25 protein-coding genes are annotated in these 26,552 nt (G+C 66.8%); 14 read left to right on the forward strand and 11 right to left on the reverse strand.

Annotated elements, in window-relative coordinates; translation table 11 throughout:
• The first annotated feature begins 14 nt into the window (after nucleotides 1–14).
• From guaB to ASE75_RS06545, 3 genes are all read left to right on the forward strand, one after another.
• Nucleotides 15–1,472: an IMP dehydrogenase gene (gene guaB, locus ASE75_RS06535; protein WP_055930716.1), complete on the forward strand. Its 1,458-nt coding sequence runs from the start codon at nucleotides 15–17 to the stop codon at nucleotides 1,470–1,472.
• Nucleotides 1,473–1,635: 163 nt separating this feature from the next.
• Nucleotides 1,636–2,808 carry an RsmB/NOP family class I SAM-dependent RNA methyltransferase gene (locus tag ASE75_RS06540; protein WP_055930719.1) on the forward strand — a complete coding sequence of 391 codons (1,173 nt, stop codon included), beginning with the start codon at nucleotides 1,636–1,638 and terminating at the stop codon, nucleotides 2,806–2,808.
• A gap of 34 nt (nucleotides 2,809–2,842) precedes the next feature.
• Nucleotides 2,843–3,343: a tetratricopeptide repeat protein gene (locus tag ASE75_RS06545; RefSeq protein WP_055930722.1), complete on the forward strand. Its 501-nt coding sequence runs from the start codon at nucleotides 2,843–2,845 to the stop codon at nucleotides 3,341–3,343.
• A gap of 210 nt (nucleotides 3,344–3,553) precedes the next feature.
• Here the strand turns inward: ASE75_RS06545 and rsmA are convergent, their stop codons facing one another.
• The 4 genes from rsmA to ASE75_RS06565 form a co-directional block, all read right to left on the reverse strand.
• A complete protein-coding gene (gene rsmA / locus ASE75_RS06550; RefSeq protein WP_055930725.1) occupies nucleotides 3,554–4,411 on the reverse strand; it encodes a 16S rRNA (adenine(1518)-N(6)/adenine(1519)-N(6))-dimethyltransferase RsmA in 858 nt (285 codons plus the stop codon).
• A complete protein-coding gene (gene pdxA / locus ASE75_RS06555) occupies nucleotides 4,408–5,379 on the reverse strand; it encodes a 4-hydroxythreonine-4-phosphate dehydrogenase PdxA (RefSeq protein ID WP_055931090.1) in 972 nt (323 codons plus the stop codon). The genes rsmA and pdxA overlap by 4 nt, the downstream gene beginning before the upstream one ends.
• 37 nt (nucleotides 5,380–5,416) lie before the next feature.
• Complete coding sequence (locus ASE75_RS06560) at nucleotides 5,417–6,814, reverse strand: peptidylprolyl isomerase (protein WP_055930729.1); 1,398 nt, start codon at nucleotides 6,812–6,814, stop codon at nucleotides 5,417–5,419.
• Nucleotides 6,815–6,892: 78 nt separating this feature from the next.
• Nucleotides 6,893–9,070 (reverse strand): LPS-assembly protein LptD, encoded by a 2,178-nt coding sequence (locus ASE75_RS06565; protein WP_200922318.1) that lies wholly within the window; start codon nucleotides 9,068–9,070, stop codon nucleotides 6,893–6,895.
• 264 nt (nucleotides 9,071–9,334) lie between these two features.
• Here ASE75_RS06565 and ASE75_RS06570 point away from each other — a divergent pair, with 264 nt between their 5' ends.
• From ASE75_RS06570 to ASE75_RS06585, 4 genes are all read left to right on the forward strand, one after another.
• Complete coding sequence (locus ASE75_RS06570; protein WP_055930735.1) at nucleotides 9,335–10,813, forward strand: leucyl aminopeptidase; 1,479 nt, start codon at nucleotides 9,335–9,337, stop codon at nucleotides 10,811–10,813.
• A gap of 63 nt (nucleotides 10,814–10,876) precedes the next feature.
• On the forward strand, nucleotides 10,877–11,314 hold the full coding sequence (locus ASE75_RS06575; protein ID WP_055930738.1) for a DNA polymerase III subunit chi: 438 nt from the start codon (nucleotides 10,877–10,879) through the stop codon (nucleotides 11,312–11,314).
• A 79-nt stretch (nucleotides 11,315–11,393) separates the two neighbouring features.
• Nucleotides 11,394–11,816, forward strand: coding sequence for a nucleoside-diphosphate kinase (ndk, locus tag ASE75_RS06580; protein ID WP_055930741.1), 423 nt, complete (start codon nucleotides 11,394–11,396; stop codon nucleotides 11,814–11,816).
• Nucleotides 11,816–12,340: a GNAT family N-acetyltransferase gene (locus ASE75_RS06585; RefSeq protein ID WP_055930744.1), complete on the forward strand. Its 525-nt coding sequence runs from the start codon at nucleotides 11,816–11,818 to the stop codon at nucleotides 12,338–12,340. The genes ndk and ASE75_RS06585 overlap by 1 nt, the downstream gene beginning before the upstream one ends.
• An 11-nt stretch (nucleotides 12,341–12,351) precedes the next feature.
• Here ASE75_RS06585 and ASE75_RS06590 read toward each other — a convergent pair whose 3' ends face one another.
• The 4 genes from ASE75_RS06590 to purM are packed head-to-tail and all read right to left on the reverse strand — an operon-like array spanning nucleotide 12,352 to nucleotide 14,927.
• Nucleotides 12,352–12,954 carry a hypothetical protein gene (locus tag ASE75_RS06590; RefSeq protein ID WP_055930746.1) on the reverse strand — a complete coding sequence of 201 codons (603 nt, stop codon included), beginning with the start codon at nucleotides 12,952–12,954 and terminating at the stop codon, nucleotides 12,352–12,354.
• Entirely contained in the window at nucleotides 12,951–13,265 is a 315-nt protein-coding gene (locus ASE75_RS06595; protein ID WP_055930751.1) for an MmcQ/YjbR family DNA-binding protein, read from the reverse strand. The genes ASE75_RS06590 and ASE75_RS06595 overlap by 4 nt, the downstream gene beginning before the upstream one ends.
• Nucleotides 13,262–13,831 (reverse strand): phosphoribosylglycinamide formyltransferase, encoded by a 570-nt coding sequence (gene purN / locus ASE75_RS06600; protein ID WP_055930755.1) that lies wholly within the window; start codon nucleotides 13,829–13,831, stop codon nucleotides 13,262–13,264. Before purN ends, ASE75_RS06595 begins: the two co-directional genes overlap by 4 nt.
• Nucleotides 13,821–14,927: a phosphoribosylformylglycinamidine cyclo-ligase gene (purM, locus tag ASE75_RS06605; protein ID WP_055930758.1), complete on the reverse strand. Its 1,107-nt coding sequence runs from the start codon at nucleotides 14,925–14,927 to the stop codon at nucleotides 13,821–13,823. Before purM ends, purN begins: the two co-directional genes overlap by 11 nt.
• Nucleotides 14,928–14,991: 64 nt before the next feature.
• Between purM and ASE75_RS06610 the strand changes: the two genes are divergently transcribed.
• From ASE75_RS06610 to ASE75_RS06625, 4 genes are read left to right on the forward strand one after another with little or no spacing between them, the layout of a single operon-like run.
• A complete protein-coding gene (locus tag ASE75_RS06610; RefSeq protein WP_055931092.1) occupies nucleotides 14,992–16,263 on the forward strand; it encodes a hypothetical protein in 1,272 nt (423 codons plus the stop codon).
• Nucleotides 16,260–16,949 carry an HdaA/DnaA family protein gene (locus ASE75_RS06615; protein ID WP_235512534.1) on the forward strand — a complete coding sequence of 230 codons (690 nt, stop codon included), beginning with the start codon at nucleotides 16,260–16,262 and terminating at the stop codon, nucleotides 16,947–16,949. The genes ASE75_RS06610 and ASE75_RS06615 overlap by 4 nt, the downstream gene beginning before the upstream one ends.
• Nucleotides 16,946–19,114, forward strand: coding sequence for an RNA degradosome polyphosphate kinase (locus ASE75_RS06620; RefSeq protein ID WP_055930761.1), 2,169 nt, complete (start codon nucleotides 16,946–16,948; stop codon nucleotides 19,112–19,114). The genes ASE75_RS06615 and ASE75_RS06620 overlap by 4 nt, the downstream gene beginning before the upstream one ends.
• Nucleotides 19,115–19,116: 2 nt before the next feature.
• Nucleotides 19,117–20,613 (forward strand): Ppx/GppA phosphatase family protein, encoded by a 1,497-nt coding sequence (locus ASE75_RS06625; protein ID WP_443025300.1) that lies wholly within the window; start codon nucleotides 19,117–19,119, stop codon nucleotides 20,611–20,613.
• 18 nt (nucleotides 20,614–20,631) lie between these two features.
• On the opposite strand, the gene ASE75_RS06630 is transcribed toward ASE75_RS06625, so the two are convergent.
• Together ASE75_RS06630 and rnd are read right to left on the reverse strand one after the other, a co-directional pair.
• On the reverse strand, nucleotides 20,632–20,925 hold the full coding sequence (locus ASE75_RS06630) for an I78 family peptidase inhibitor (RefSeq protein WP_235512535.1): 294 nt from the start codon (nucleotides 20,923–20,925) through the stop codon (nucleotides 20,632–20,634).
• Nucleotides 20,922–22,097: a ribonuclease D gene (gene rnd / locus ASE75_RS06635; protein ID WP_055930766.1), complete on the reverse strand. Its 1,176-nt coding sequence runs from the start codon at nucleotides 22,095–22,097 to the stop codon at nucleotides 20,922–20,924. Before rnd ends, ASE75_RS06630 begins: the two co-directional genes overlap by 4 nt.
• A 151-nt stretch (nucleotides 22,098–22,248) precedes the next feature.
• Between rnd and aspS the strand changes: the two genes are divergently transcribed.
• Nucleotides 22,249–24,084: an aspartate--tRNA ligase gene (aspS, locus tag ASE75_RS06640; protein WP_055930769.1), complete on the forward strand. Its 1,836-nt coding sequence runs from the start codon at nucleotides 22,249–22,251 to the stop codon at nucleotides 24,082–24,084.
• A 48-nt stretch (nucleotides 24,085–24,132) separates the two neighbouring features.
• Nucleotides 24,133–24,903, forward strand: a complete 771-nt coding sequence (locus ASE75_RS06645; RefSeq protein WP_055930772.1) for a polyphosphate kinase 2 family protein — start codon at nucleotides 24,133–24,135, stop codon at nucleotides 24,901–24,903.
• 48 nt (nucleotides 24,904–24,951) lie between these two features.
• On the opposite strand, the gene ASE75_RS06650 is transcribed toward ASE75_RS06645, so the two are convergent.
• Complete coding sequence (locus ASE75_RS06650) at nucleotides 24,952–25,581, reverse strand: carbonic anhydrase (RefSeq protein ID WP_055930775.1); 630 nt, start codon at nucleotides 25,579–25,581, stop codon at nucleotides 24,952–24,954.
• Between the two features lie 53 nt (nucleotides 25,582–25,634).
• Between ASE75_RS06650 and lipA the strand changes: the two genes are divergently transcribed.
• Complete coding sequence (gene lipA / locus ASE75_RS06655; RefSeq protein WP_055930778.1) at nucleotides 25,635–26,552, forward strand: lipoyl synthase; 918 nt, start codon at nucleotides 25,635–25,637, stop codon at nucleotides 26,550–26,552.

The raw sequence follows: 26,552 nt of genomic DNA on the forward strand, positions 1-26,552 counted from the left end.
GAACCGGCACAGCAATGGACATTCGACTCGGCCTCACCTTCGACGACGTCCTGCTGGTGCCGGGCGCGTCGGACGTACTGCCCAGCATGGCGGACACCGCGACCCAGTTCACGCGCGGCATCGCGCTCAGCATCCCGGTGCTGTCGTCGGCGATGGATACCGTGACCGAGGCCGACATGGCGATCGTCATGGCGCAGCTTGGCGGGATCGGCGTCCTGCACCGCAACCTGACCGTGCAGGAACAATGCGACGCCGTGCGCGCGGTGAAGCGGTTCGAGAGCGGCATGGTCGTCAACCCGATCACCATCACCCCCGATGCGACGCTGGCGCAGGCGCAGGCGCTGATGACGCGCCACCGGATCAGCGGAATCCCGGTGGTGGAGCGTGGCGGCAAGCTGGTCGGCATCCTGACCAACCGCGACGTCCGTTTCGCCGAGCAGCCGAACCAGCCGGTCGCCGAGTTGATGACCCATGAGAATCTGGCGACCGTCAATATCGGTGTCGGGCAGGAGGAGGCGCGCCGCCTGCTGCACCAGCGTCGGATCGAGAAGCTGCTGGTTGTCGACGAGGCCTATCGCTGCGTTGGCCTCATCACGGTCAAGGATATCGAGAAGGCGGTCACCTATCCCAACGCGACCAAGGACGCGGCCGGGCGGCTGCGGGTGGCGGCGGCGACCACGGTCGGCGACAAGGGGTTCGAGCGAACGGCGGCGCTGGTCGATGCGGAGGTCGATTGCATCGTCATCGACACCGCGCACGGCCACAACCGCGACGTCGCGCGCGCGGTCGAGCGGGTGAAGGCGCTGTCCAATTCGGTTCAGGTCGTTGCCGGCAACGTCGCGACAGCGGCGGCAACACGCGCGCTGATCGAGGCGGGGGCGGATGCGGTGAAGGTTGGCATCGGTCCCGGCTCGATCTGCACCACTCGCGTCGTCGCCGGTGTCGGCGTGCCGCAGCTGACCGCGGTCATGGACTGCGCCGAGGAAGCGCGTCGTCACGGCGTGCCGGTGATCGCCGATGGCGGCCTTCGGACGTCGGGTGATCTTGCCAAGGCGCTGGCGGCGGGTGCGTCGACCTGCATGGTCGGGTCGATCCTGGCCGGGACCGAGGAAGCGCCGGGCGAGACGTTCCTGTATCAGGGCCGTGCGTACAAGTCGTATCGTGGCATGGGGTCGGTCGGGGCGATGGGCCGTGGCTCTGCCGACCGCTATTTCCAAGGCGACATCAAGGATCAGATGAAGCTGGTGCCCGAGGGCATCGAGGGGCAGGTCGCGTTCAAGGGACCGGCGCGCGACGTGATCCACCAGATGGTTGGCGGTATCAAGGCGGCGATGGGCTATACCGGCGCGCGGACGATCCCCGACCTTCAGGAGCGGGCGCAGTTCGTCCAGATCACGGGTGCGGGCCTGAAGGAAAGCCATGTCCACGACGTGACGATCACGCGCGAGGCACCGAACTACCCGACGCGGTAATCCACCGCTCCCCGGCGAAGGCCGGGGTCCGGTTGGGAAAGCGCCTGGAACGGCGTATGGCCCTTCTTCCGATACCATCTCCCTACTGGACCCCGGCCTTCGCCGGGGAACAGCATTTACAGCCGACCAATCCCTCTCGCATGAGGGCAGAGGGAATAGCCGAATGACACCAGCCGCCCGTACCCAGGCCGCGATCGAGCTGCTCGACGCGATCATCATTGCCACCAAGGAGGGCGGTGCCGCCGCCGACACGCTGATCGCGCGGTATTTCTCCACCCGCCGCTATGCCGGGTCGAAGGATCGGCGGGCGGTGCGCGAGCTGGTCTATGCCGCGATCCGCGCGTCGGGTGAGCGGCCGGTGACGGGCCGGGCGGCTATGCTGCGGGTGGTCAAGAAGGACAAGTCGCTGATCGCGACGTTCGATGGATCCGAGCATGGTCCAGCGCCGATCGACCCGGAGGAGGCGCGCGCGGCGCCCGGTGTCGCACCCAAATGGATCATCAAGCTGCTGCGCATGTCGGGCCTCGATGCCGAGGAACTGCCGGCGCTGGTCGACCGTGCGCCGCTCGATATTCGCGTCAATCCACTGACCGCGACCGCCGCCGATATTGCCGCCGGGATCGAGGGGGCGGAGGCTATTCCCGGCCTGACCCACGGCCTGCGCCTGCCGGCCGGCACCAATGTCGAGCCGTTTGGCGGCAGCGTCGAAGTGCAGGACGCCGGCAGCCAGATCGTCACGCTGGCGATGAAGGCGCAGCCCGGTCAGCGGATCGTCGACCTGTGTGCGGGCGGCGGCGGCAAGACGCTGGCGCTGGCCGCGCTGATGGACAACCGCGGTGAGATCCTGTGCACCGATACCGATCGCAGCCGCCTGTCGCGCCTGCCGATCCGGGCCGAAAAGGCCGGTGTGTCGATCGCGCACACCCGGCTGCTCGATCCGGGCAAGGAGGCGACCGCGTTGCTCGACTGGCATGCGCATGCCGACGGCGTGCTGGTTGATGCGCCGTGTTCGGGCACCGGCACCTGGCGGCGCAATCCGGAGGCACGGTGGCGGCTGTCGCCCGACCGGATCGCCAAGCTGGTGGTGACCCAGCGGCAGATCCTGGGCTTTGCGCGCGACCTGGTGAAGCCGGGCGGGTCGATGGTATACATCGTGTGTTCGCTGCTGGATTCCGAGGGTGCGGATCAGGTCGCCGGCTTCCTGCGCGCCAATCCGTCCTGGCGAGCCGAGACGCTGGACCTGCCGGCGGGGCGCAAGCATGGCGCGGGCGTCCGCCTGACACCGTTGCATGACCAGACCGACGGATTTTTTGTCGCGCGCCTCATCCGGTCATGATAGCGCGGCGTTCGTGTTAAGTCCGGAGACGATCATGCGCTTCTCGTCCGTCGCCCTTGCTGCCGCGCTGACCCTGGTGTCGGTGTCCACTTCGCTCAGCGGCCAGCGACCCGACGATCAGATCGACGCACGGTCGTTGCAGCTGCTGGAACAGGGCCGCGCGGCCAAGACGGCGGGTAATCTGGACGGGGCGACCGATGCGCTGGAAACCGCGCTGGCGGTCGATCCGCGCAATCGCCCCGCCTTCATCCTGCTGGCGCAGGTGGCCGAGGCGCGCGACCTGCCGGGCAAGGCGATTCGCCTGTACCGCGAGGCGTTGTTGCTGGAGCCGAACGACGTGCAGGCGCTGAAGGGGCAGGGCGAGGCGCTGGTGATGAAGGGCGCGGTCGTGCGCGCGCGCGAAAACCTCGCCAAGATCCGGACGCTGTGCAAGGGCGCGTGCCCCGAGGCGGCGTCGCTGACCGCGATCATCGCCAAGGGACCACCGGTCACGACCGCACAGGTCGACAAGAAGCCGGGGACGGTCGCACAGTAAGGGGGGCGGCATTGGTGGTGACCCCCGCCAATCTCCGTTCGTTTCCAGCGTAGTCGGGAAACTTACAGGCGGTATCCGAAGACGCTCGAAACGACCGGGGGGTGGTGTTCGCCGTTGCCGCCAACCCGTCATCGGGAGCGATAGCGAAGCAATCCAGAGCGTAGCGGGCGACCCTGGATTGCTTCGCTGTCGCTCCCAATGACGACGACTTTATTCCGTAGGGGCGGACGGCGGCTTCTTGCTGCGCCCGACCTCCCGCGCCAAGGCAACGAACGCCGCGATCGGCACGGTTTCCGCCCGGCGGGTCGGGTCGATGCCGACGACCTCCAGCGCCGCCAGCGCGCCCGGCACCGACTTCAGGCTCTGCCGCAGCATCTTGCGGCGCTGGCCGAAGGCGGCGGCGGTCAGGCGTTCCAGCACCGTCACCGACACACCCTCCGGCGCGGACGTCGGGACGATATGGACGACGGCCGACATGACCTTGGGCGGCGGCGTGAATGCAGAGCGATGGACCGGCATCGCGATCCGCGCGGTGCTGCGCCACTGGGCCAGCACCGCCAGCCGGCCATAGGCATCGTCGTCGGCATCCGACACGATCCGGTCGGCGACCTCCTTCTGGAACATCAGCGTCAGCGATTGCCACCAGGGCGCCCATTCCGCCGCCGTCAGCCAGCCCACGAGCAGCGCGGTGCCGACATTGTATGGCAGGTTGGAGACGATGTGCGGCTTGCCGGCGAACAGCGACGGCGCGTCGACCTCCAGCGCGTCACCCTCGATCACATGCAACATGCCCGGATACTGCGCACCCAGTTCGGCCAGCGCGGGGATGCAGCGCCGGTCGCGTTCGATCGCGGTGACCTTGGCCCCCGCTGCCAGCAGCGCGCGGGTAAGGCCACCGGGGCCGGGGCCGACCTCAAGCACCTCGGCATTGTGCAGGTCGCCGGGGATGGCGGCGATCCGGCCCAGTAACTGGCCGTCGAAGAGGAAATTCTGGCCCAGCGCCTTGCTGGCATTCAGGCCATAACGCGCGATCACCTCGCGCAGTGGCGGCAGCGTGGGCGTCGTCACGTCGCGGTCACGGCGCGACGGTCGGTCGCTTCCGCAGCCATGCGGATCGCCGCGATCATCGCCCCGGGTTCGGCGGCATCCCGGCCAGCGATGGCGAACGCCGTGCCGTGATCGGGCGACGTCCGCACGATCGGCAGGCCGAGCGTGATGTTCACGCCCTCATCAAAATGCAGCGTCTTGAGCGGCACCAGCGCCTGATCGTGATAGATGCAGATCGCCGCGTCGTAGCGGGCGCGGGCGCGGGGGTGGAACATGGTGTCGGCGGCCAGCGGCCCGGTGACGTCCAGTCCCTCATCCCGCAGGATCGCGATCGCCGGTTCGATGACGTCGATTTCCTCACGGCCGATCGCGCCCTGTTCGCCGGCATGCGGGTTGAAGCCGGCAAAGGCCAGACGCGGTGCGGCGATCCCGAAATTGCGTTGCAGGCCGCGCACGGTTGCCCGCGCCTTGGCCAGGATCAGATCAATGGTCAGCAGCCCGGAGACCTCGGCCAAGGGCACATGCGTCGTTACCGGCACCACCCGCAGCGATGGGCCAGCAAGCATCATCACCGCATTGTCGCGCGACACGCCGCAGCGTTCGGCGACGAATTCGGTCTGGCCGGGATGCGTGAAGCCGATGCCGTACAATTGCGCCTTTGACACCGGCGCGGTCACCAGCCCCCGCGCGGCGCCCGACCGCACCAGACCGACCGCGACCTCCAGGGAATGGAGCGCGCACCGCGCACCGTCGACGTCGGGCCGACCCGGCGTGATCGTGCCGCTGTCGCTGATGGTGAATACCGGCAGCGCGGTGTCGAACGCCGAGATTGCCGCCGCCATATCCGCGACCGACGCGACCGGTCCGTCCCAGACGGCGGCGATCGCCCGGCTGTCACCGATGGCGACGAACGGGGCGAGCGCCTCGGACCCGCGACGATCCCACGCCTTTGCGATGATTTCCGGCCCGATTCCGGCCGGATCGCCCATCGAGACGGCGAGCGGTGCGGTCACAGCGGCGCGTCCGTCAGCGATATTCGACGATCGCGTCGCGGCGCAGATCGCGCAGTTTCTGCTGGGCACGCAAATTGACCCGCGCCTGTTCCAGCTGGTTCTGCACCTGCGAAGCGCCCGGCAGCACGCCGGTCTTCGGATCCTCGCGGCCGCACAGCACGAGTGCGCGAACACCCTCGGTCGGCGATCCGAATGGCGGGGTCGATTCACCGATCCGCAGCTTCACCATGATTTCCTGCAAGGCCGGCGGCAAGTCGCGGATGCGAACGGTGTCGTTGTCGACCACTTCGGCACCGATCGACTTGGCGACCGCGTCGACGCTGCCGCAACCGCGCAACGCGGTCGTTGCCTTGGCAAAGGCAGCGGTGCGAGTGGTGGCCTGTGCCTGGGTGGTGCCGGCAGGGAAGCGGACGGTCAGCTGTTTCAGGCTGAGCCGGGCATCGCGCGGATCGGCGGTCAGCACCTGGCGCTTGTCGGTCAGGTAGACGATCGAGAAACCACCGGCGACCTCGATCGGGCCTGCCACCTGTCCGACCTGCATCTGTTCGGTCGCCGCGGCCAGTTCAGGCGGCAACGTCGACGCGCGCACCCAGCCAAGATCGCCACCGACCGCGCGGGTCGACGCCTCCGAAAACTGGCTGGCGAAGTAGTCGAAGGGCTGTTTGCCCTTCTGGATTTCGGCGACGATCTGCTTGGCGTTGGCATAGACCTGCGCCGCGGTCGCTGGCGTGGCGTTCAGGTAGATTTCCTTGATGTTGTATTCGACGGTGCCCTGCGACGCCTGAAGCCGTTCGATGATCGACTTCACTTCCTCGTCGCCGACGTTGACGAACGGCTCGACCCGCTTGCGCAGATACCGCTGCCACGCCAGTTCGCCCTCGATCTGGCGACGCAGCGAGCGTTCCGACGATCCCTGTTCGCGCAGATAGACGCGCATCTGTTCGGGCGTCCGGTTGAACCGGCGCGAGACGCCGGCCAGGCTCTGCTTGATCTCGTCCGGCGTGATCGTGATGTCGGCGCTCTTTGCCTCCTGGATCTGCAACGTTTCGTCGATCAACTGGCGCAGCACCTGCAGCTTGACCTGGTCGAGCTGTGCTTCCGGGATCGCCGTCTGGTTGGCGACGGCGATCAGGGCGACGCGCTGGTCGACGTCGGTGCCGGTGATGACCGAATCGTTCACGATCGCGGTCGGCTTGCGGACGTTGGGGTCGACCTTGCCGAAGATCTGGAGGTTGGTGGGAATATTCAGGCCGGTTTCGGGGACCGTGGTGTCAGGGACCGTCTGGCCGGCACCCGCATCGGAGGCGGGCGGGGGCGCCGTCTGGGCGATGGCCGCGCCGGTGATAGCGGTCAGGACAAGCGCGCCGATCGCGCGACGGGCGCGCGCGCCCTTCAGAACATCATGAATCACGTAAGCATCAACCCCATGGCGGGTGGGCCGAACGGTGCCCCACATCCGACCCTTGCCCAAATCTCGCTGAACGGGGGCTTAGCGGCCAAGGTTCGTCAACGCCAGCGTCAACAGGAAGCTGTTGCCGGCGCGCGCATCACCGGTGTCCTGATAGTCGCGCCGCCATGTCACGCCAAGGCGAAGGCAGTCGTCCTCATATTGTACGCCGAGACGGTGGCGAACGGGATCGAAGCCGTCGGACAGGGACAGCACATCCTCGTTACGGTTGGTCAGGTCGATCAGCGCCGAGGCGAAGGCGGACACGAAGCGGGTGATCTGCACGCGGCCGGCGACACGCGCCTCCTCCCGATCCTGAAGATCCTCGATTGCCGGCATGATATTGCGGTTCAGGCGGATATAGCCGGCCTGGACATAGGTCGCGCGGCTGCCGATCGTCGCATCCACCTCGTTGCGGCGCACGGCCAGCCCGTCCTTGTCCAGCCGGTAGCGGTGGGTGAACGACACGAAGTCGCGAAACCGCAGGTCGGTGCGGCCGACGATGTCCGATACCCGGTTCGACAGGCCGGTGCCGTCGAAGAAGATCGATTCCCGCTCCGACAGGCGATAACTCTGGCCGACAACCGTGCTGAATGCGACGCCGGGCAGGTCGACATTCCACTGCACGCCATAGGTCGCGCGCGAGGAATCCTCGAACCGGTCATAGCCGGGGAAGCGATTGAGCGCGAAGAGGTTGGAATCCTCAAGGTCGACCGCGCGCGCATCCTCGTTCGGTACGGCCAGGTTGGCGATCTTGGGCGAGGCGACGATCTGGACACGCGGCGTCAATTGCTGGGTGCCGCCAAGGAAGGTGCCGATGAAGGGCCATTTCACGTCGACCGCAACCGCGCCGATCAGCCGGCCGGTGAAACCCTCGTCCCCCCGGTAGCCGATGATCGCGTTCTGCAACGTATCCTGTGCGTTGTAGGCATCGGCACGGGCAAGCGCGGTGAAGGTCACCTCCTGACCCCAGTTGGTCAGGCGGCGCAGGTTCCACTCCGCGCTGGCGAAAGCGCGCTGCGTGTCTTCACCCGCCGAGCGGTGCAGCGCCAGCGTATTGACCTGTAGCTGAAGCACGCCGCCAAGCAGCGGATCGGTCATGCGGCGGCGATAGTCCAGTTCCGGCAGCGCGATCGGTTGATTACCCTGCGAGTCATTGACCCGCAGCGTCTGCACCGACCAGCCGGCAAGCGAAAAATAGCTGTCCTGGTCGATCCGTTCGACCGCCACCGTGGTGCGCAGCCGGTCGTCGCGCGAGATATCGTAGCGGCGCAGGAAGGTGCGGTCGGTCGCCACCCGGATCGACCCGCTGACGCTCCATTCGGGCGACAGCTGAAACCGGCCGATCCCGTCGACATAGCCGCGAAACGCCAGTTCGGTCGGCGCGCCGGTCGCGCTTTGCAGGTCGTCGCTGCGCCGGCTGGAGGTGCCGTACGCCGTGACACGGAACGCGCCGTTCTCGTCCAGCTGCGCATATTCGCCTTTCAGCATCGGCAGGACGCTGGTGAAGATGCTCGGCGTGACGGTCAGCGCGCGGTTGGGGGCGAGCCGGAAATGATAGGGGACGGACGCCTGCAGTCCGTTGACCGCGCTGTAGCGGAAATCAGGGCTGAGCAGGCCGCTGTCGCCACCGCCGCCGATGGGGTGCGAGAACTTCGGTAGCGGGATCGTGGGCAGGCCGAACAGGTGGAACCGGCCGCCGCCGTAATAGATTCGCTCGCGGTCCGGGCGATAGGTCACCTTCACGGCGGTGATCTTCCACGACGGTTCCTTGGGGCAACCGGTCGACGTCTGCACCGCGCACGGGGTGTAGGCGGCGCGCTCCAGCACGACCGTGCCGTCCTCCATGCGCGTGCCGCGATCGGCGGCCATGCGCCCGCCCTGTTCCAGCACGACGAGCATGTTGTCGACCACGCCGTCCTTCAGCGAATCGGTCAGCTCGATGGAATCGCCGTAGGCGATATCGCCCTGCGGATTCGTGATCGCGACGTTGCCGGTCGCCAGAACCTTGCCGGTCTTGCGGTTCCAGACGACCTTGTCCGACCGCAGGCGCTCACCCTGCCGCGCCATGCGCACGTCGCCGGTCGCGGTCACGACATCGGCGTCGATCGCATATTCCAGCGTGCCGGCGCTGAACCGAACCTGGTCGTCGGCGATCGGGGCGGGAGCCTCCACGGCCGTCGGGGGGGCCGCCGGCCGGTCCTGGAGATCCTGCGCCATGGCGGGAGACGCCAGGGCAAGCGTGGCCAGCAGGGAACACCCCGCCAAGAGGTCGAAACGCGACACGATTACCAGCCCAACCCCAGATCGCCCTTATGCCTGGTCCGGGAGGGCATCGTCGTGGACGGTGCACCGGACCGCTCGCCTATCGCATCGCTATCGAAGTGGCGCAATCGTCCGCAGGCGCTTTGCCTGATGCCGGTTGGCACCCTACATAGGCGACAGCCATTATTCGTCAGCAATGCCAAGGGGCCATACGCCACCATGCAGATCGATTTCATCACCACACCGACCGCCGATGCGGCAATCCTCGCGCTGCCGGTGGGCAAGGGCGGTTTCGCGCACATTCATTGGGGTGCGATCGGCGCCACCGTGCAGACCATCGCCCGCGCCGCCGCAAAGGCCGCGCGATTCGACGGGGAAACCGGCGCGATCGTCGAGATCTTCGCAGGCGAGGGCGATGCGGTCCGGCGTATCCTGCTGCTCGGCATCGGGGCGGCGACCGACATGGACTGGGAAAAGGCGGGCGGTGCCCTGACCGCGCGCCTGCTGACGTCGGGTGCGACGAGCGTGACGCTCGATCTGTCGACGCTGGCCGTGGCTCCCACCGGCAAGGCGGTGGCGCGGCTCGCGGGTGCGGCGGCGCAGCGCAGCTGGCGGCACGACGTATATCGCACGAAGCTGCCGGATTCGTCCAAGCCTACCCTGACCCATCTGGCGATTGCCGGTGCGCCGGTCGGCACGGACGAAGCGTGGCATGCGCAGGATGCGCTGACCAAGGGTCTGTCGCTGACCCGCCTGCTGGTCGCAGAGCCGCCCAACGTCATCTATCCCGAAACCTTCGTCGAGCGCGTGCTGGCCGAGGTGGAGGGTCTGGGCCTCGACGTGACGGTGCTGGACGAAGACGCGATGGCCGAGCTGGGCATGGGGGCGCTGCTCGGGGTCAGCCAGGGATCGGTGCGCGAAGCACGGCTGCTGGCGCTGAAGTGGAACGGTGCCGGTGGCGGCGACCCTTCGCTGGCGCTGGTCGGCAAGGGCGTGACGTTCGATTCGGGTGGCATCTCGCTGAAGCCCGGCGCTGGCATGGAAGACATGAAGTGGGACATGGGCGGTGCCGGCGCGGTCGTCGGCGCGATGAAGGCGCTGGCCCTGCGCGGGGCCAAGGCGAACGTCATCGGCGTCGTCGGCCTGGTCGAGAACATGCCCGATGCCGCCGCGCAGCGGCCGGGTGACGTGGTCACGTCGATGTCGGGCCAGACGATCGAAATCCTGAATACGGATGCCGAGGGGCGTCTGGTGCTGTGCGACGTCCTGACCTGGGTGCAGACGACGCATCGGCCGAAGACGATCGTCGATCTCGCCACGCTGACGGGCGCGATGATCGTCGCTCTGGGCAGCGAGCATGGCGGACTGTTCGCCAACGACGACTCGCTGGCGGCGCAGCTGCTGGGCGCAGGCAAGGCGACCGGCGATCTGCTGTGGCGTTTCCCGCTGTCGCCGGCGTACGACAAGCTGATCGATTCGCCGATTGCCGACATGAAGAATGTGGGGCCGCGTGGTGGTGGTTCGATCACCGCGGCGCAGTTCCTGCAACGCTACATCGACGCCGGCGTGCGCTGGGCGCATCTCGATATCGCCGGCATGGTATGGGCCGACAAGGCGGGTGCGACCTATGACAAGGGCGCGACCGGTTACGGCGTCCGCCTGCTCGACCGCTTCGTGGCCGACAATTTCGAGCGATAATCACCGGTTCCCGTCATCCCCCCAGCCGAGGGGCAACTAGGGGGATGACGGGCTGGAGCCATCATGCAGGTCGATTTCTACCACCTCACCGCGCCGCTCGCCCGCGTCCTGCCGCCGATCGCGAACAGGATCGTCGCTGGCGGTGGCCGGCTGCTGATCGTCAGCGCGTCGGAGGATCAGCGGATCGCAATCGACCGTAGCCTGTGGGACTATGCGCCCGACAGCTTCCTACCCCATGCGCAGGCCGGCCGGGGTGACGACAGCGTTCAGCCGATCCTGATCGCGCCGGACACGCTCGCCGACAATGGCGCGCGTCACATCGCGATCATCGACGGACAGTGGCGCGATGACGCGCTCGGGTTTGACCGGGTGTTCCACCTGTTCGACGACGAGCATATCCGCGAGGCCCGGCTGACATGGAAGGCACTGGCCGACGCGAACGATGTCGAACGGCGCTACTGGAAGCAGAACGACGAGGGCCGCTGGGAGCAGGCGGCCTGACCGGTTGCAATGCGGCCGGCCCGGGACTAGGGGCGCTTGCGAGATTCCCCGCTTTTCAACACAGGAGCCCGTGACCAGCATGGCCGCGAACCGTACCTTTTCGATCATCAAGCCTGATGCGACCCGCCGCAACCTGACGGGTGCCGTTACCAAGATGCTGGAGGACGCCGGCCTGCGCGTCGTCGCGTCCAAGCGCATCCAGATGACCCGCGAGCAGGCGGAGGGCTTCTATGCCGTCCACCGCGAGCGCCCGTTTTTCGGTGAGCTGGTGTCGTTCATGATTTCCGGCCCGGTCGTCGTCCAGGTTCTGGAAGGCGAGAACGCGATGCAGCGCAACCGCGACATCATGGGCGCGACCAACCCGGCAAACGCGGAAGCCGGCACGATCCGCAAGGAACTGGCCGAGTCGATCGAGGCCAACACCGTGCACGGGTCGGATTCGGACGAGAACGCCGAAATCGAGATCGCCTATTTCTTCAAGCCGGAAGAAATCGTCGGCTGATGCCCTGGCGGCTGCGGCAATGTGAGCCGGGCGATTCGCCTGCGTTGGCCATGGTCGCGGCCGCCACCTTTCTTGAAACGTTCGCCGGGATATTGCCCGGCCCCGACATTGTCGCACATTGCGGCCTCAACAGCTCGGCCGACCGGTTCGCGGACTGGATCCAGCGATCCGACAGCATCGTCATGATCGCCGAACATTCCGAGGGCGCGGCCCCGGTCGGCTACACGATGCTGGTTCCGCCCGATCTGCCGGTCGATGTCGACCCCGACACCATCGAACTGCGCCGCATCTACACCCTGTCGCTGACCCGTGGCACCGGGCTTGGCAGTATGCTGATGGCGCAAGCGATCGCGGATGCCCGGGCGATGGGCAAGACCCGGATGCTGCTGGGCGTGCTGGGCACCAACCGGCGAGCGCGCGATTTCTATGAGCGGCACGGGTTTGCAGCGATCGGCGAACGACGCTTTCGCGTCGGCGACAGCTGGGCCGACGACCTCATCTACGGCCGGTTGATCGAAGGCTGACCGGCAACCGTTCACGCGGCCGGCTTTTCCCTGGCCCATGCCGCGTTCAGCGCCTTGGTCGTGCCGCTGCGGCTACGGATCCGCAGCCCTTCCAGCTTCAGCGCACGCCCCTGCAACAGCCGCCCTTCGGTGCGCCAGACCACGTCGTAGAGACTGGTCGTGGTCCGTATTGCGTCGCCATCCAGATAGGTTACGCGCAGCAGGACGGGCAGGCGACCCTCCCGATCGTCCGCGCCCCCATCCGTCGCCTTCAGCAAGGCATCCTGAAACCAGCGCGCGTCGATGACCGGATCACCGCTCGGCCGCTGATCGGCCACGCCGAGCGCTGCGGGGAAGATGACCTCGACGTCCTGCAACGCGTGCGCGGCGTCGCTGAGCGCCAGTCGGCGGCCACCATCCTCGACCGCCGCCTTCAGGTCGACGCGGGACCGCGCCCTGGACTCCGACTGTGCCTCGGCGGCTTTTTCGGCGGCGGTGTTGCGACGATCCGACCAGTTGTTCCACAGCGTCAGCCCGGCGATCAGCACGCCGATGACCGCCACGACCTCGGCCAGCGTCACCCAGCGGCGGCGGGTGGCGGCAGCCTCGCGCCGTTCGCTCGGCGTCTCGCTCACCGCCCGCCGGCCTCCAGCAGGCGGCGCGGTGCGGTCAATTCCCAGCTGCGCGCAATCCGGTCCTCGACCAGCGGCCAGTCGACGTCACCGGTCAGGCCGATCGCGATCCAGCCGTCGGCGTCGGGATCCCCCGTCAGGCCGACCCGCTCGTCGCTGCTGCCGGCCTGGACGCAGACGGTCGCTGCATCGTCGCGGACCTGCACGAACGGGCGATCGGCAACAAGGAACGTCGGGCACCCCTCAACGGTCGCCTCGCTGGTCTCCGGCAGGACGAGGGCGGCGTCACGGACGCGGGCAAGGGCTTCGGTCATCGGCTTGTAAACTCCGCCAATACGCTGGGGTACAGGGCATGTTCGGCGACCAGCACGCGCGCGGCAAGGGCGTCGGCATCGTCGTCGTCGAGGACGGGGATTGCGACCTGGCCAAGGATTTCCCCGGCGTCCAGTTCCTCGGTCACGACATGGACCGAACAGCCCGCCATCGTATCGCCGGCCGCGATCGCGCGCGCATGGGTGTCGAGGCCCTTGTACTTGGGCAATAGCGAGGGATGGATGTTGACGATCCGCCCGCGCAACGCGTCGACGAAATCTTCGGACAGCAACCGCATGTACCCGGCCAGCGCGACCACATCGACACGCGCTTCGGTCAGCGCCGCCAGCATCTGCGCCTCGTAAGCAGCCTTGCCGATGCCGCGCGGCAACAGGGCGAAGGTCGCGACACCCTGTTCGGTGGCCCAGGCGAGGCCGGCGGCGTCGGGCTTGTCCGATGCGACCAGCACGACCTCGTACGGGCAATCCGCCTTACGCGAGGCCGCGACGAGCGCCTGCATGTTCGATCCGCGCCCCGATATCAGGACGCCGACGCGCTTACGCTTCATGCGTCGCGGTCCAGTCGGCACGCGCGCTCCACGTTTCGGCCGAGCCGCTGACGGTGCAGCCGCGCGGACCGGCGTCGATCCGGCCGATGGTGAACACCGTCTCGCCCGCGGCTTCGAGGTCGGCGGTGACGCCCGCCGCTTCGTCGGCCGACACGACAACGGCCATGCCGATGCCGCAGTTGAAGGTCCGGGCCATTTCCTCCGGCTCGATCGCGCCCTGCGCCTGCAGGAACGCCATCAGCCGGCTCTGCTCCCACGCGTCGGCGTCGATCACCGCATGCGCGCCGTCGGGCAGGACGCGCGGGATGTTTTCCAGCAGGCCGCCGCCGGTGATATGCGCCATCCCCTTGATCCGGCGCGCCTTCAGCAGCGGCAACAGGCTCTTCACATAGATGCGCGTCGGCTCCATCAGCCAGTCGATCAGCAACCGGTCCTGGTCGAACAGCGCGGGGCGATCCATTTTCCACCCGCGATCGGCGGCCAGCCGGCGCACCAGCGAAAAACCGTTGGAATGGACCCCCGAGGACGCCAGCCCGAGCACGATATCGCCAGCAGCGATTTCGCGCCCGGTCACCACCGCGTCGCGTTCGACCGCGCCGACGCAGAAGCCCGCCAGGTCATAATCGCCCGCCGCATACATGCCCGGCATTTCCGCCGTCTCGCCGCCGATCAGCGCGCAGCCGGCGATGCTGCACCCGTGCGCGATCGAGGCGACGACCGCCTCGGCCACGCCGCAGTCGAGCTTGCCGGTCGCGTAGTAATCCAGGAAGAACAGCGGCTCCGCGCCCTGGACGATCAGGTCGTTGGCGCACATCGCGACAAGGTCGATGCCGACGCCGTCGTGGCGGCCATGGTCGATCGCCAGTTTCAGCTTCGTGCCGACCCCGTCATTGGCCGCAACCAGCAGGGGGTCGACGAACCCGGCGGCCTTCAGGTCGAAGAACCCGCCGAACCCGCCCAGTTCGGCATCCGCGCCGGGCCGCCGCGTCGCCTTGGCCAGCGGCGCGATGGCGCGGACCAGCGCATTGCCGGCGGCGATGGAAACGCCGGCATCGGCGTAGGTATAGGGCGAATTGCGACGGTCGGTATCGGTCATGAACGCTCGCCTAGCCATATCCCGCTTGGATTTCCACGCCCGCTTCGCCAAAAGGCACGGCAATATGACCGTTAGCCGCCTTTTTCGTCCGTTGCCCGTGTTTGCGGGGCTTGCCCTGCTCGCAACCGGCGGTGTCGTGCTCGCGCAGATCGAGGGCGGGACGCGCGGTTCCGCGCCGATCGACAGTTCGGGCGATTACGAGGTCGGCGGGATCACTGTCGATGTCGGGGCCAAATCCGCCGACGCCGCCCGCCTTGGCGGCTGGCGGATTGCGCAGCGTAAGGGCTGGCAGCAATTGTCGCGTCGGTTGGGCGGCGGCGGCGCGATGATTTCCGATGGCGCGCTCGATTCGATCGTGTCGGGCATCGTTGTCGAAAACGAACAGATCGGCCTGACGCGCTATGTGGCGCGACTCGGCGTGCTGTTCGATCGCGGTCGCGCCGGCGCGATCCTTGGTATCGCCAGCTACGAATCACGATCGGCGCCGATGCTGGTCATCCCGGTCGTCTGGTCGGGCGGGGTTGGTCAGGTTTTTGAACAGCGGACCGCCTGGCAACAGGCCTGGGCACGCTATCGCACCGGCAATTCGTCGATTGACTATGCACGTCCGGCCGGGACCGGTCCCGACGCGCTGCTGCTGAATGTCGGCCAGACCGGCCGGCCCGGGCGTGGCTGGTGGCGCACGATCCTGAACCAGTATGGCGCGTCCGACGTGCTGATCCCGGTGGTGACGCTCCAGCGGCAATATCCCGGCGGACCGGTTATCGGCCAGTTTCAGGCACGGCATGGCCCCGACAACCGCTTCCTGGGCAGTTTCTCGCTGAAGGTCGCGACGTCGGCCGGCATCCCGCAACTGCTGGACGCCGGCGTCAAGCGGATGGACGACCTGTATCAGGCCGCGTTGCGCAGCGGCTATCTGCGCCCCGACGCATCGCTGCTGCCACCGCCGGCTCCCGAACCGGTGGTTGACGATACGGTGATCCCGACCGACGCGCTGGACGGGGTCGTCGACAACCTGCCGGGTGTCGGTGCCGGCATCGCGATCACGCTGCAGTTCGAGACACCGAACGCGGGCACCGTATCGGCCACCGAATCGACCCTGCGCGCCATTGCCGGCGTGCGCAGCGCCGATACGACCAGCCTTGCGCTGGGCGGCGTGTCGCTGATGCGGGTGATGTTCGACGGCGATCCGGCGATGCTGAAGACGGCGCTGGAGGCGCGCGGCTATCAGGTCGTCGGGTCGGGCCAGACGATCCGCATCCGGCGCGCGGCGACCCTGCCGCCGCCCGTCCTGCCGCTGGATGATTCGACGACGCGGGCAACGCCGCGGCCATGAGCATGTCCGGCACGAGCCAGATGGCCCTGCCGCTGGCGTGGCCGGCGGATCCCAATGACGACGCGTTCCTGCTGGGATCATCCAACAGCGGCGCGGCGCAGGTACTGGAACAATGGTCGACCTGGCCGGTGATGAGCGCAGTGCTGATCGGCCCGCGCAAATCTGGTCGCAGCCTGCTGGCCCGCATCTTTGCGGCCAAGAGCGGCGGTGCGATCATCGACGACGCGCAATGCCTGCCCGAACCGCAGATCTTCCACGCCTGGAACCGGGCGCAGGAGGAACGCCGGCCGCTGGTCATCGTCGCCGATGCGCTGCCGCCCGCATGGAATGTGCGCCTGCCCGATCTGCGGTCGCGGCTGGCGGCCAGCGCGGTGGCACACATCGGCGCGCCGGACGACGGTCTGGTCCATGCCCTGCTCGACCACCTGTTCCAGCGTCGGGGGCTGGACGTTCGCGGCGATGTCATCGCGTTCATCGCCGCCCGGATTGAGCGCAGTCATATCGCCGTCATGCGCAGCGTCGATACGCTGGACCAGGCGGTCCTGGAATCGCGCAAGAGGCTGTCTATCCCGTTTGTCCGGACGGTCCTGACCGATGCGGGGCTGCTTGCCGCCCCGGCATCCGCTATGGATTTCGATCTGTTCGGCTACCCGACGGCATCCACGGAACGAAACGAGACCCGATGACCCGCCCCGCCCATATCGCTCGCCTGTCCGACGCCGACGATGATGACGCCGCCACCGCGCACGCCAGCGACCGGTATTTCAACCGCGAGCTGTCCTGGCTGGCGTTCAACCGGCGCGTGCTGGAGGAGGCGTGCAACACCGCCCATCCGTTGCTCGAACGGCTGCGCTTCCTGTCGATCTCCGGCTCCAACCTTGACGAGTTCTTCATGGTCCGCGTCGCGGGGCTGAAGGGCCAGCAGATGCAGGATGTCGATCGCCGGTCGGTCGACGGCCTGACCGCCGGACAGCAACTGACCGCCATCGTCGCCGAGGCGGACGCGCTGATGGAAAGCCAGCAGGCGGTGTGGGGTGACCTGCGCCGGCTGCTCGACGCGGCCGGACTGTTCGTCCTGCGGCGCGACGCGATCGACGAGACGGCGGCGATCTGGCTCGAAACCTATTTCCGCGACCAGATCTTCCCGATCCTGACCCCGCAGGCGCTCGATCCAGCGCACCCGTTCCCGTTTATTCCGAACAAGGGGCTGTCGGTCATCTTTGACCTCGTGCGGATTTCAGACGGCGAGCCGATCCGCGAACTGGTGATGATCCCGATGGCGATGGCGCGGTTCATCCGGCTGCCCGGCGAGCCGGCACGCTATGTCTCGATCGAGGCGCTGCTGAAGCGGTTTTCGCATCTGTTGTTCCCCGGTTATGTCGTCAACGGCGCGGCGGCGTTTCGGGTCTTGCGCGACAGCGACATCGAGATCGAGGAGGAGGCCGAGGATCTGGTCCGCTACTTCGCCAACGCGATCAAGCGGCGGCGGCGTGGCCGGATCATCCGCATGGAGGTCGAAACCGGCATGCCGGCCGCGCTGGCGGCAGTATTGAAGGAGGAAATCGGCCGCGCCGACACGCTGACCACCGAAAGCGGCAACCTGCTGGGGATCGGCGACCTCGACGCGCTGGTCGACGAAGAGCGGCCGGACCTGAAGTTTCCGCCCTTTACACCCCGCTTCCCCGAACGGATTCGTGAATTTGGCGGAGACTGCTTTGCGGCGATCAGCGCCAAGGACATCGTCGTCCATCACCCGTACGAGACGTTCGGGGTCGTGCTGGCCTTTCTGAAACAGGCGGCGGCCGACCCCGACGTCGTGGCGATCAAGCAGACATTGTACCGGGCTGGCAAGCAGTCGGCGGTCATCAACGCGCTGATCGCCGCGGCCGAGGCCGGCAAGTCGGTCACCGCCGTCGTGGAACTCAAGGCACGCTTCGACGAGGAACAGAATATCGTCTGGGCCAGCGCGCTGGAGCGCGCAGGGGTGCAGGTCGTCTACGGCTTCATCGACTGGAAGACCCATGCCAAGGTGTCGATGGTCGTCCGTCGCGAAAACGGCGCGTTCCGGACCTACTGCCATTTCGGCACCGGCAACTATCATCCGGTCACGGCAAAAATCTATACGGATATCAGTTTCTTCACCGCCGATCCTCGGATCGGGCGTGATGCGACACAGATGTTCAACTACATCACCGGCTATGTCGAACCGGCGAATATGGCGGTGTTGAGCCTTGCCCCCCGTGACCTGCGCCGCAAGCTGGTCGACCTGATCGACGCCGAGATCGCGCATGCCCGGGAGGGGCGGGCCGGCTCGATCTGGTGCAAGGTCAACTCGCTGGTCGACCCGGCGATCATCGAGAAGCTGTACGAGGCCAGCAGTGCCGGCGTCGAGGTGGACCTGATCGTGCGCGGCATCTGCTGCCTGCGTCCGGGCGTTCCCGGCATATCGGACAACATCCGCGTGAAGTCTGTCGTCGGCCGGTTCCTGGAGCACAGCCGCATCTGGGCGTTCGGCAACGGCCGCGCGCTGCCCAATGACGGTGCCAAGCTGTTCATATCGTCAGCCGACTGGATGCCGCGCAATTTCGACCGCCGCGTCGAATATATGCTGCCGATCCTGAACTCGACGGTACACGACCAGATCCTCGATCAGGTGATGGTCGCCAACCTGATCGACAACGAACAGAGTTGGGAACTGGCGTCCGATGGCAGCTATGCGCGGGTCGAGCCGGGTGACAAGCCGTTCAACCTGCATCGGTATTTCATGACCAATCCTTCGCTGTCTGGGCGCGGTGCCGCGCTGGCGACCGCGCAGTCGGTACCGACCCTGTCGCTGCGGCGCGGGCATTGAGCATCGTCACCGCGCTGTTCCATCGCCGCGTGGAACAGGCGACCCCTGAGCGGACGGCGATTATCGACATCGGATCGAACTCGATCCGCCTCGTGGTCTATCAGGGGCCGACACGGCTGCCGGCCGTCCTGTTCAACGAAAAGGTGATGGCTGGCCTGGGCAAGGGGTTGGCCGCGACCGGCGCGATCGAGCGGTCGGGCCTTGCCAAGGCGCGGGTCGCGCTGGCCCGGTTCGCCGCCGTCGCGCGTGAGATGGAGGTGGCGTCGCTGCGCACTGTCGCGACGGCGGCCGTGCGCGATGCCAGCAACGGCGGTGACCTGATCGCCACGGCCGAGGCGCTTGGCCTGAACGTCGAGATCCTGACCGGCGAGCAGGAGGCGCAAGGCGCGGGCGAAGGCGTCCTGTCCGCGATTCCCGGGGCGGATGGTATCGTCGGCGATCTTGGCGGCGGCAGCCTGGAACTGGTGCGGGTGCGCGATGGCGCGATCTGCGAGCGGGTGTCGTTTCCGTTGGGCGTGTTGCGGATCGCGGCGATCCGCCAGCGCGGGGCCGGCGCGCTGGACGCACACGTCGCGGCGCTGATCGCCGACGCCGGCTGGACCGGACGCGGGCAGAGCCTGCCGCTGTATCTGGTCGGCGGATCGTGGCGCGCGCTGGCGCAGCTGGACATGGCGCTGACCGGGTATCCGCTGCCCGTCATTCACCAATATGCGATGTCGTCGCAGTCGATCGGCGGACTGGCGGGAACGGTGTCGCAACTGTCCAAGCAGCGGCTGCGCGAGTTGACCGGCATGTCGGCGTCCCGCGCGGCGACGCTGGCCGATGCCACCGCATTGCTGGCCGCGCTGCTGCGTGAACTGGGTAGCGCCACCACCGTCGCCTCCGCCTTCGGCCTGCGCGAAGGATTGCTGTTCGCCGCGCTCGATCCCGAAACGCGGCGGCAGGATCCGTTGATCGTCGCCACGCGAGACGAGGGGCGCAGGCTGGGGCGCTTTGCCGAACATGGCGATCTCCTCGATGGCTGGATCGCGCCGTTGTTCGATTCCGATCCGCCGGACCAGGCGCGGCTGCGACATGCCGCCTGCCTGCTCGCCGACGTCGGCTGGCGCGCAAACCCCGAATTTCGTGCCGAACGCGGTGTCGAAATCGCGTTGCACGGCAATTGGGTGGCCATCGACGCCAGCGGTCGTGCGATGCTGGCACAGGCGCTGTTCACCAGCCTTGGCGGCGCGACCACGACGCCGGCCCCTTTGCCGAACCTGACGACGGATGCCGCACTCGACCGTGCCACGGCATGGGGGCTGGCGATGCGGCTGGGCCAGCGGTTGAGCGGTGGACTGGCCGGGCCGTTACAGCGGTCGCGCCTGTCGGATGACGGCTCCACGCTGGCGCTCAACCTGCGCCATGCCGATGTCGCGCTGTATGGCGAGGCGGTCGAGCGCCGGCACGTCGCGCTGGCGACCGCGATGGGGCGCGGGGCCAAGCTGCTCATCGACTGACCTGGCGATCGGCAGTCCCTAGCCGCAGCGGAATCCTATCACCATGTCGGTCTCGTTCAGCAGGATGTTCAGCCGGTCGGTACGATAGTCCATGGTCATGGCGCTGTCTGGCCGCAGCCACCGCATCGCCTTCGCGCCCGACCGCTGCATCGCCGCGCTGCCCAACGCCGTTTTTGCGCGCTTGCCGATCAGGTCGGCAAGCGCGTCGGTGGTGCAGCCGGCCGGCCCCGGCCCGGTCGCGACCGGGTGGGGTGGCGTGGTGCAGGCCGACATGCCCAGCGCGACCGCGATGAGCGGTGTAGTACGGGTCACGCTGCGTCTTCCGTCCGCGTCATCTTCAGCTTGCCGCCGACGACCGCAAAGGCCAGCCGCCCTTCGACGAGATCCAGCGCATCGCGGCCGAACTGGTCGAATCGCCAGCCCTCCAGCATGGCCAGACCCGTGCGTTGACCGGCTGCGAGCAATTCCAGCTCTTCGGTCCTGGCAAGCAGTTTCGACGCAACATCAATGTCGCGCGAGCGGATTTTCAGCAGCAGTTTCAGCAGGTCCGCGACGAGTGAGCCTTCCTTGCCCAGGCCCGGCTTGCGGTCGTCGCGCACCGGCATTTCGTCGGCGTCCATCGGTTCGGCCGACTCGATCGCCGCGATCAACCGCGCGCCGATCTCGTTGTTCGCCCAGCTTGCCGACAGGCCGCGGACGCGGGACAGATCGGCCTGCTTCTTCGGCGGATGCCCGGCGAGATCGGCAACCGTTTCGTCCTTCATGATCCGACCGCGCGGCAGATCCTTCGACTGTGCTTCCAGTTCGCGCCACCGCGCGATCGCTTTCAGCCGGCCAAGCACATCGGGCTTGCGGCCCGAGATACGCACGCGCTTCCACGCCAGTTCGGGGTCGTTGGCGTAATTGGCGGGGTCGCCAAGCCGCTCCATTTCCTGATCCAGCCAGCCGCCACGCCCGGTCTTCTTCAGCCGCTCCAGCATCTTGGGGAAGATCCTGGACAGGTGCGTCACGTCTCCGATCGCATATTCGATCTGTCGCGCATCCAGCGGTCGGCGCGCCCAGTCGGTAAACCGCGCGCCCTTGTCGACGCTGATCCCGAGCCAGCTATCGACAAGGTTGGAATAGCCGATCTGCTCGCCCTGACCCAGTGCCATTGCCGCCACCTGCGTATCGAACAGCGGGTAAGGGGTCTTTCCGGTCAGATTGTACACAATTTCCAAATCCTGCCCGCCGGCATGGAAGATCTTCAGCACGTCCTCATTCTCGGTCATCAGGTCGAGCAGCGGCTTCAGGTCTATGCCGGGAGCCATCGGGTCGATGGCGGCGGCCTCGTGCGCGTCGGCAACCTGGATCAGGCACAGTTCGGGCCAGAAGGTGCTTTCGCGCATGAACTCGGTGTCGACACACACGAACGGCGACTGGGCGAGGCGGGTGCAGAGATTCGCGAGGCTGGCGCTGTCGGAAATCAGGGGATGGATATGCATGGTGCAATCCATAGCGAGGGTGGTCCGCCTTGACAAAGGCGGGTTGCGGTGGACAAGCGCGGGGTATCCGATCAGCCGTTACCCCGGCCGCGGGACGCGCCGGAGCGCCGACGCGGTCAGGGGTCAGCCGTAGACAGAAGAAGACCAGACCATGCACGCCTATCGCACCCATACCTGCGGCGCCCTGCGCGCGACCGACGCCGGCCAGACGGTCAAGCTGTCCGGATGGGTCCACCGCAAGCGCGACCATGGCGGCCTGCTGTTCGTCGATCTGCGCGACCATTACGGCATCACCCAGATCACGCTGCACCCCGGCTGGCCCGGTTATGACGTGGTCGACAAGGCGCGGGTCGAAAGCGTCGTGACGATCATCGGGGAAGTGACGGCGCGATCGCCCGAGACGATCAACCCGAATTTGCCGACCGGCGAGGTCGAGGTCTTCCCGAAGGATTCGGACGCCGGCCACGGCGTGACGCTGCAGTCGGCGGCGCAGGAACTGCCGCTGCCGGTTGCCGGCGACGCGGAGTATCCGGAAGATATCCGCCTGCGCTATCGCTATCTCGACCTGCGTCGCGACCGCGTCCACGCCAACATCATGCTGCGCGCCAAGGTCATCACCTCGATCCGCAACCGCATGGTCGAACAGGGCTTCACCGAGTTCCAGACGCCGATCCTGACCGCCAGCAGCCCCGAGGGCGCGCGCGATTATCTGGTCCCCAGCCGCGTCCATCCGGGCAAGTTCTACGCGCTGCCGCAGGCGCCGCAGATGTTCAAGCAGTTGCTGATGGTCGCCGGCTTCGACCGTTATTTCCAGATCGCACCGTGCTTCCGCGACGAGGACGGCCGCGCCGACCGCTCGCCCGGCGAGTTCTACCAGCTCGATTTCGAGATGAGCTTCGTCACGCAGGAAGACGTGTTCCAGGCGATCGAGCCGGTCCTGCACGGTATCTTCGAGGAGTTCGCCGACTGGCAGGGTCGCGGTCGCACCGTCTCGGCGTCGCCGTTCGTGCGGATCCCGTACCGCGAATCGATGCTGAAATACGGCAGCGACAAGCCCGACCTGCGCAACCCGATCCTCATCTCCGACGTGTCGTCGCATTTCGAGGGGTCGGGCTTTGGCCTGTTCGCCGGCATCGTCGCCGGCGGCGACGTGGTCCGCGCGATCCCCGCGCCGAACACCGCGGACAAGAGCCGCAAGTTCTTTACCGACATGAACGACTGGGCGCGGACCGAGGGGCATGCCGGCCTTGGCTACATCACCCAGAAGAACGGCGAGCTTGGCGGCCCGATCGCCAAGAACCATGGCGAGGAAGCGACGCGCAAGCTGGTCGAGGCGCTGGGCCTGGGGCCGAATGACGGCATCTTCTTTGCGGCCGGCAAGGAACTGGCCGCCGCCAAGCTGGCGGGTGCCGCGCGTACCCGGATCGGCACTGAACTGGGCCTGATCGACGAGAGCCGGTTCGAGTTCTGCTGGATCGTCGACTTCCCGATGTTCGAATATGACGAGGACGCCAAGAAGGTCGATTTCAGCCACAACCCGTTCTCGATGCCGCAGGGTGAGCTGGAGGCGCTGAACACGCAAAACCCGCTCGATATTCTCGCCTATCAGTACGACATCGTCTGTAACGGCATTGAACTGTGTTCGGGCGCGATCCGGAACCACAAGCCGGAGATCATGTACAAGGCGTTCGAGATCGCCGGTTACAGCCAGGCCGATGTCGACACCAATTTCGCGGGCATGATCAACGCGTTCAAGTTTGGTGCGCCGCCGCACGGTGGCGCGGCACCCGGCGTCGACCGGATGGTCATGCTGCTCGCGAGCGAACCCAACATCCGTGAGGTCACGCTGTTCCCGCTGAACGGCAAGGCCGAGGATCTGATGATGGGCGCACCCAGCTTCCCGACCGCGCGCCAGATGAAGGAACTGAACCTGCGGTCGACCGCCGAAGCTCCGAAGGTCGCGCCGAAGGTCGTCGCGCCGGAATAAGCCTTCGCGTGGCTATCGACATGGTCGGTCAGGCGGTTAAGCTACCGCATGATCGACCTTGAAGACCATGAAGCCGGCCGCAAATATGACGGTTATTACAAAAAGGACCTCAAGGCGTTGCAGGCGCGGCTGGAGAAGATCCAGGTCGCGCATGCCGCGCACAAGCGACCGGCAATGGTCATGCTGGAGGGCTGGGACGCGGCCGGAAAGGGTGGGATCATCCAGCGGCTGACCGCCGAATGGGATCCGCGCTTCTACGAGGTCTGGCCGATCAGCAGCCCGACCCCGCCGGAAAAGGCACGGCACTTTCTCTGGCGGTTCTGGACCAAATTGCCTGAGGCCGGCGACATCGCCGTGTTCGACCGCAGCTGGTACGGGCGCGTGCTGGTCGAACGGGTCGAGGGCTATGCCAGCGAGGCCGAATGGCGGCGTGGCTATGACGAAATCAACGCATTCGAGGCGCAGATGATCGCCAGCGGCACCAGCGTCATCAAGCTGTTCGTCCACGTTACCCAAGCCGAACAGGACCGCCGCCTGAAGGCGCGGCTCGAAGAGCCCTGGAAACACTGGAAGACCGGGCTTGAAGACTACCGGAACAGGGAAAAGCGCGGCGATTACCTGACGGCCATGGCCGAGATGTTTTTGCGGACCGACACCGTCGCGGCACCGTGGACTGTCATTGACGGGAACGACAAAAAGTCCGCCCGTATCGCGGCCCTGACCCACATTGCCGACCGACTTGAGGCTGATGTTCCGATGAAACCGCCACCATTGGCCGCCGATGTAGCCAAGGCGGCAAAGGATGCCGGAATTATCTAGCGGTACACCCGTCGCGCCGATACGGAACGACGGGTGTCCTTTAAGCGATCAGACGGCCTGGAAGCTGCCGTCGTCCTGCAACACGCGCAGCTTGCCGTCGGCGATCGCGAACACAGCGCCGCGCAGCTTCAACGTGCCGTCCGCCAGACCCTGCTGGATGAAGGGGAAGGTTTTGAGATTTTCGATCGAGACTTTCACGCCCTCCTGCTCCAGCGCGAACTGGCCGTCCGGGCCTTCGCCATGTTCGTGTACGACCTTCTCACGCGCCTCATCGAGGAGGCCGATCCATTCTGCGACGAAACCGCCCTCGCCGGGCTTCGAATCCTTGAGGCTGCGGGTGAGCGCGGCGTTGACGCCGCCGCATGCGCCGTGGCCCATGACCACGACTTCCTCGACCTTCAGTTTCGTCACGGCGAACTCCACCGCTGCCGACACACCGTGCAGGCCGCCGCTGGTGTCGAACGGCGGCACGAGGTTGGCGACGTTGCGCACGACGAATACTTCGCCGGGCCGTGACCCGAAGATCGTGGCGGGTTCGACCCGGCTGTCCGAGCAGGCGATAATCATCACCTTCGGGCTTTGCCCGGTCGCCAGTTCGCTCCAGCGTTCCCGCTCTTCAAGCCACTCGCCCTCGCGGAAGCGATGATAGCCTTCGATCAGGTTGGAAAAGTCGGTCACGTTAGCACCTCTGGTTGGTTGTTCCTGCGAGCGTCAGTCGCTATCTGCACCCCATGAACGAAATAACGCAGATTGGTATCCCGCGCCTCCGCAAGCCGGACTGGATTCGGGTCAAGGCGCCGACGTCGGCGGGTTTTGCGGCGACCAAGGCGCTGATGCGGGCTAAAAGCCTGACGACGGTGTGCGAGGAGGCTGCCTGCCCCAATATCGGCGAATGCTGGACCAAGAAGCACGCCACGGTCATGATCCTTGGCGATACCTGCACCCGCGCCTGTGCCTTTTGCAATGTCAAGACGGGCATGCCCCGGGCGGTCGACCCGATGGAGCCTCAGAATGTCGCCGACGCCGCCGCGCAGATGGGCTTGAACCACATCGTCGTGACGTCGGTCGATCGCGACGACCTGCCTGATGGCGGCGCATCGCAGTTCGTGAAGGTTATTCAGGCGATCCGCCGGACCAACCCGACGACGACGATCGAGATCCTGACGCCCGATTTCCGCAACAAGGCGCAAGCCGCGATCGAGTCGATCGTCGAGGCGGGGCCGGATGTGTACAATCACAATCTGGAAACCGTCCCCCGGCTGTATCCGACGATCCGGCCGGGCGCGCGCTATTACGCCTCGCTGCGGTTGCTGGAGAGCGTGAAGCGTCACGACCCGTCGATTTTTACCAAGTCCGGCGTGATGCTGGGGCTTGGCGAGGAACGGCTGGAGATCCACCAGGTGATGGACGACATGCGGTCCGCTGACATCGACTTCCTGACGATGGGCCAGTATCTGCAGCCAACACCACGCCACGCCAAGGTCGCCGAGTTCGTGACGCCTAAGGCGTTTGACGCCTATGCCGGCATCGCGCGGGCCAAGGGATTTCTTCTGGTCGCCTCGTCACCGCTGACCCGGTCGAGCTATCATGCGGGCGAGGATTTTGCCCGCCTGCGTGACGCGCGCGAGGCAAAGCTGGCAAAGCGCTGA

This window comes from Sphingomonas sp. Leaf17 (genome assembly GCF_001421505.1).
GTDB lineage: Bacteria > Pseudomonadota > Alphaproteobacteria > Sphingomonadales > Sphingomonadaceae > Sphingomonas.

Coding starts and splice junctions, on each gene's coding strand:
- ASE75_RS06595 (WP_055930751.1), bottom strand. CDS start 13,265: ATGACCGAAGCCCTTGCCCGCGTCCGTGACGCCGCCCTCGTCCTGCCG.
- ndk (WP_055930741.1), top strand. CDS start 11,394: ATGGCCGCGAACCGTACCTTTTCGATCATCAAGCCTGATGCGACCCGC.
- ASE75_RS06570 (WP_055930735.1), top strand. CDS start 9,335: ATGCAGATCGATTTCATCACCACACCGACCGCCGATGCGGCAATCCTC.
- aspS (WP_055930769.1), top strand. CDS start 22,249: ATGCACGCCTATCGCACCCATACCTGCGGCGCCCTGCGCGCGACCGAC.
- pdxA (WP_055931090.1), bottom strand. CDS start 5,379: ATGGGCGATCCGGCCGGAATCGGGCCGGAAATCATCGCAAAGGCGTGG.
- purN (WP_055930755.1), bottom strand. CDS start 13,831: ATGAAGCGTAAGCGCGTCGGCGTCCTGATATCGGGGCGCGGATCGAAC.
- ASE75_RS06615 (WP_235512534.1), top strand. CDS start 16,260: ATGAGCATGTCCGGCACGAGCCAGATGGCCCTGCCGCTGGCGTGGCCG.
- guaB (WP_055930716.1), top strand. CDS start 15: ATGGACATTCGACTCGGCCTCACCTTCGACGACGTCCTGCTGGTGCCG.
- ASE75_RS06585 (WP_055930744.1), top strand. CDS start 11,816: ATGCCCTGGCGGCTGCGGCAATGTGAGCCGGGCGATTCGCCTGCGTTG.
- ASE75_RS06575 (WP_055930738.1), top strand. CDS start 10,877: ATGCAGGTCGATTTCTACCACCTCACCGCGCCGCTCGCCCGCGTCCTG.
- ASE75_RS06620 (WP_055930761.1), top strand. CDS start 16,946: ATGACCCGCCCCGCCCATATCGCTCGCCTGTCCGACGCCGACGATGAT.
- rnd (WP_055930766.1), bottom strand. CDS start 22,097: ATGCATATCCATCCCCTGATTTCCGACAGCGCCAGCCTCGCGAATCTC.
- purM (WP_055930758.1), bottom strand. CDS start 14,927: ATGACCGATACCGACCGTCGCAATTCGCCCTATACCTACGCCGATGCC.
- lipA (WP_055930778.1), top strand. CDS start 25,635: ATGAACGAAATAACGCAGATTGGTATCCCGCGCCTCCGCAAGCCGGAC.
- ASE75_RS06540 (WP_055930719.1), top strand. CDS start 1,636: ATGACACCAGCCGCCCGTACCCAGGCCGCGATCGAGCTGCTCGACGCG.
- ASE75_RS06565 (WP_200922318.1), bottom strand. CDS start 9,070: ATGGCGCAGGATCTCCAGGACCGGCCGGCGGCCCCCCCGACGGCCGTG.
- ASE75_RS06545 (WP_055930722.1), top strand. CDS start 2,843: ATGCGCTTCTCGTCCGTCGCCCTTGCTGCCGCGCTGACCCTGGTGTCG.
- ASE75_RS06645 (WP_055930772.1), top strand. CDS start 24,133: ATGATCGACCTTGAAGACCATGAAGCCGGCCGCAAATATGACGGTTAT.
- ASE75_RS06610 (WP_055931092.1), top strand. CDS start 14,992: ATGACCGTTAGCCGCCTTTTTCGTCCGTTGCCCGTGTTTGCGGGGCTT.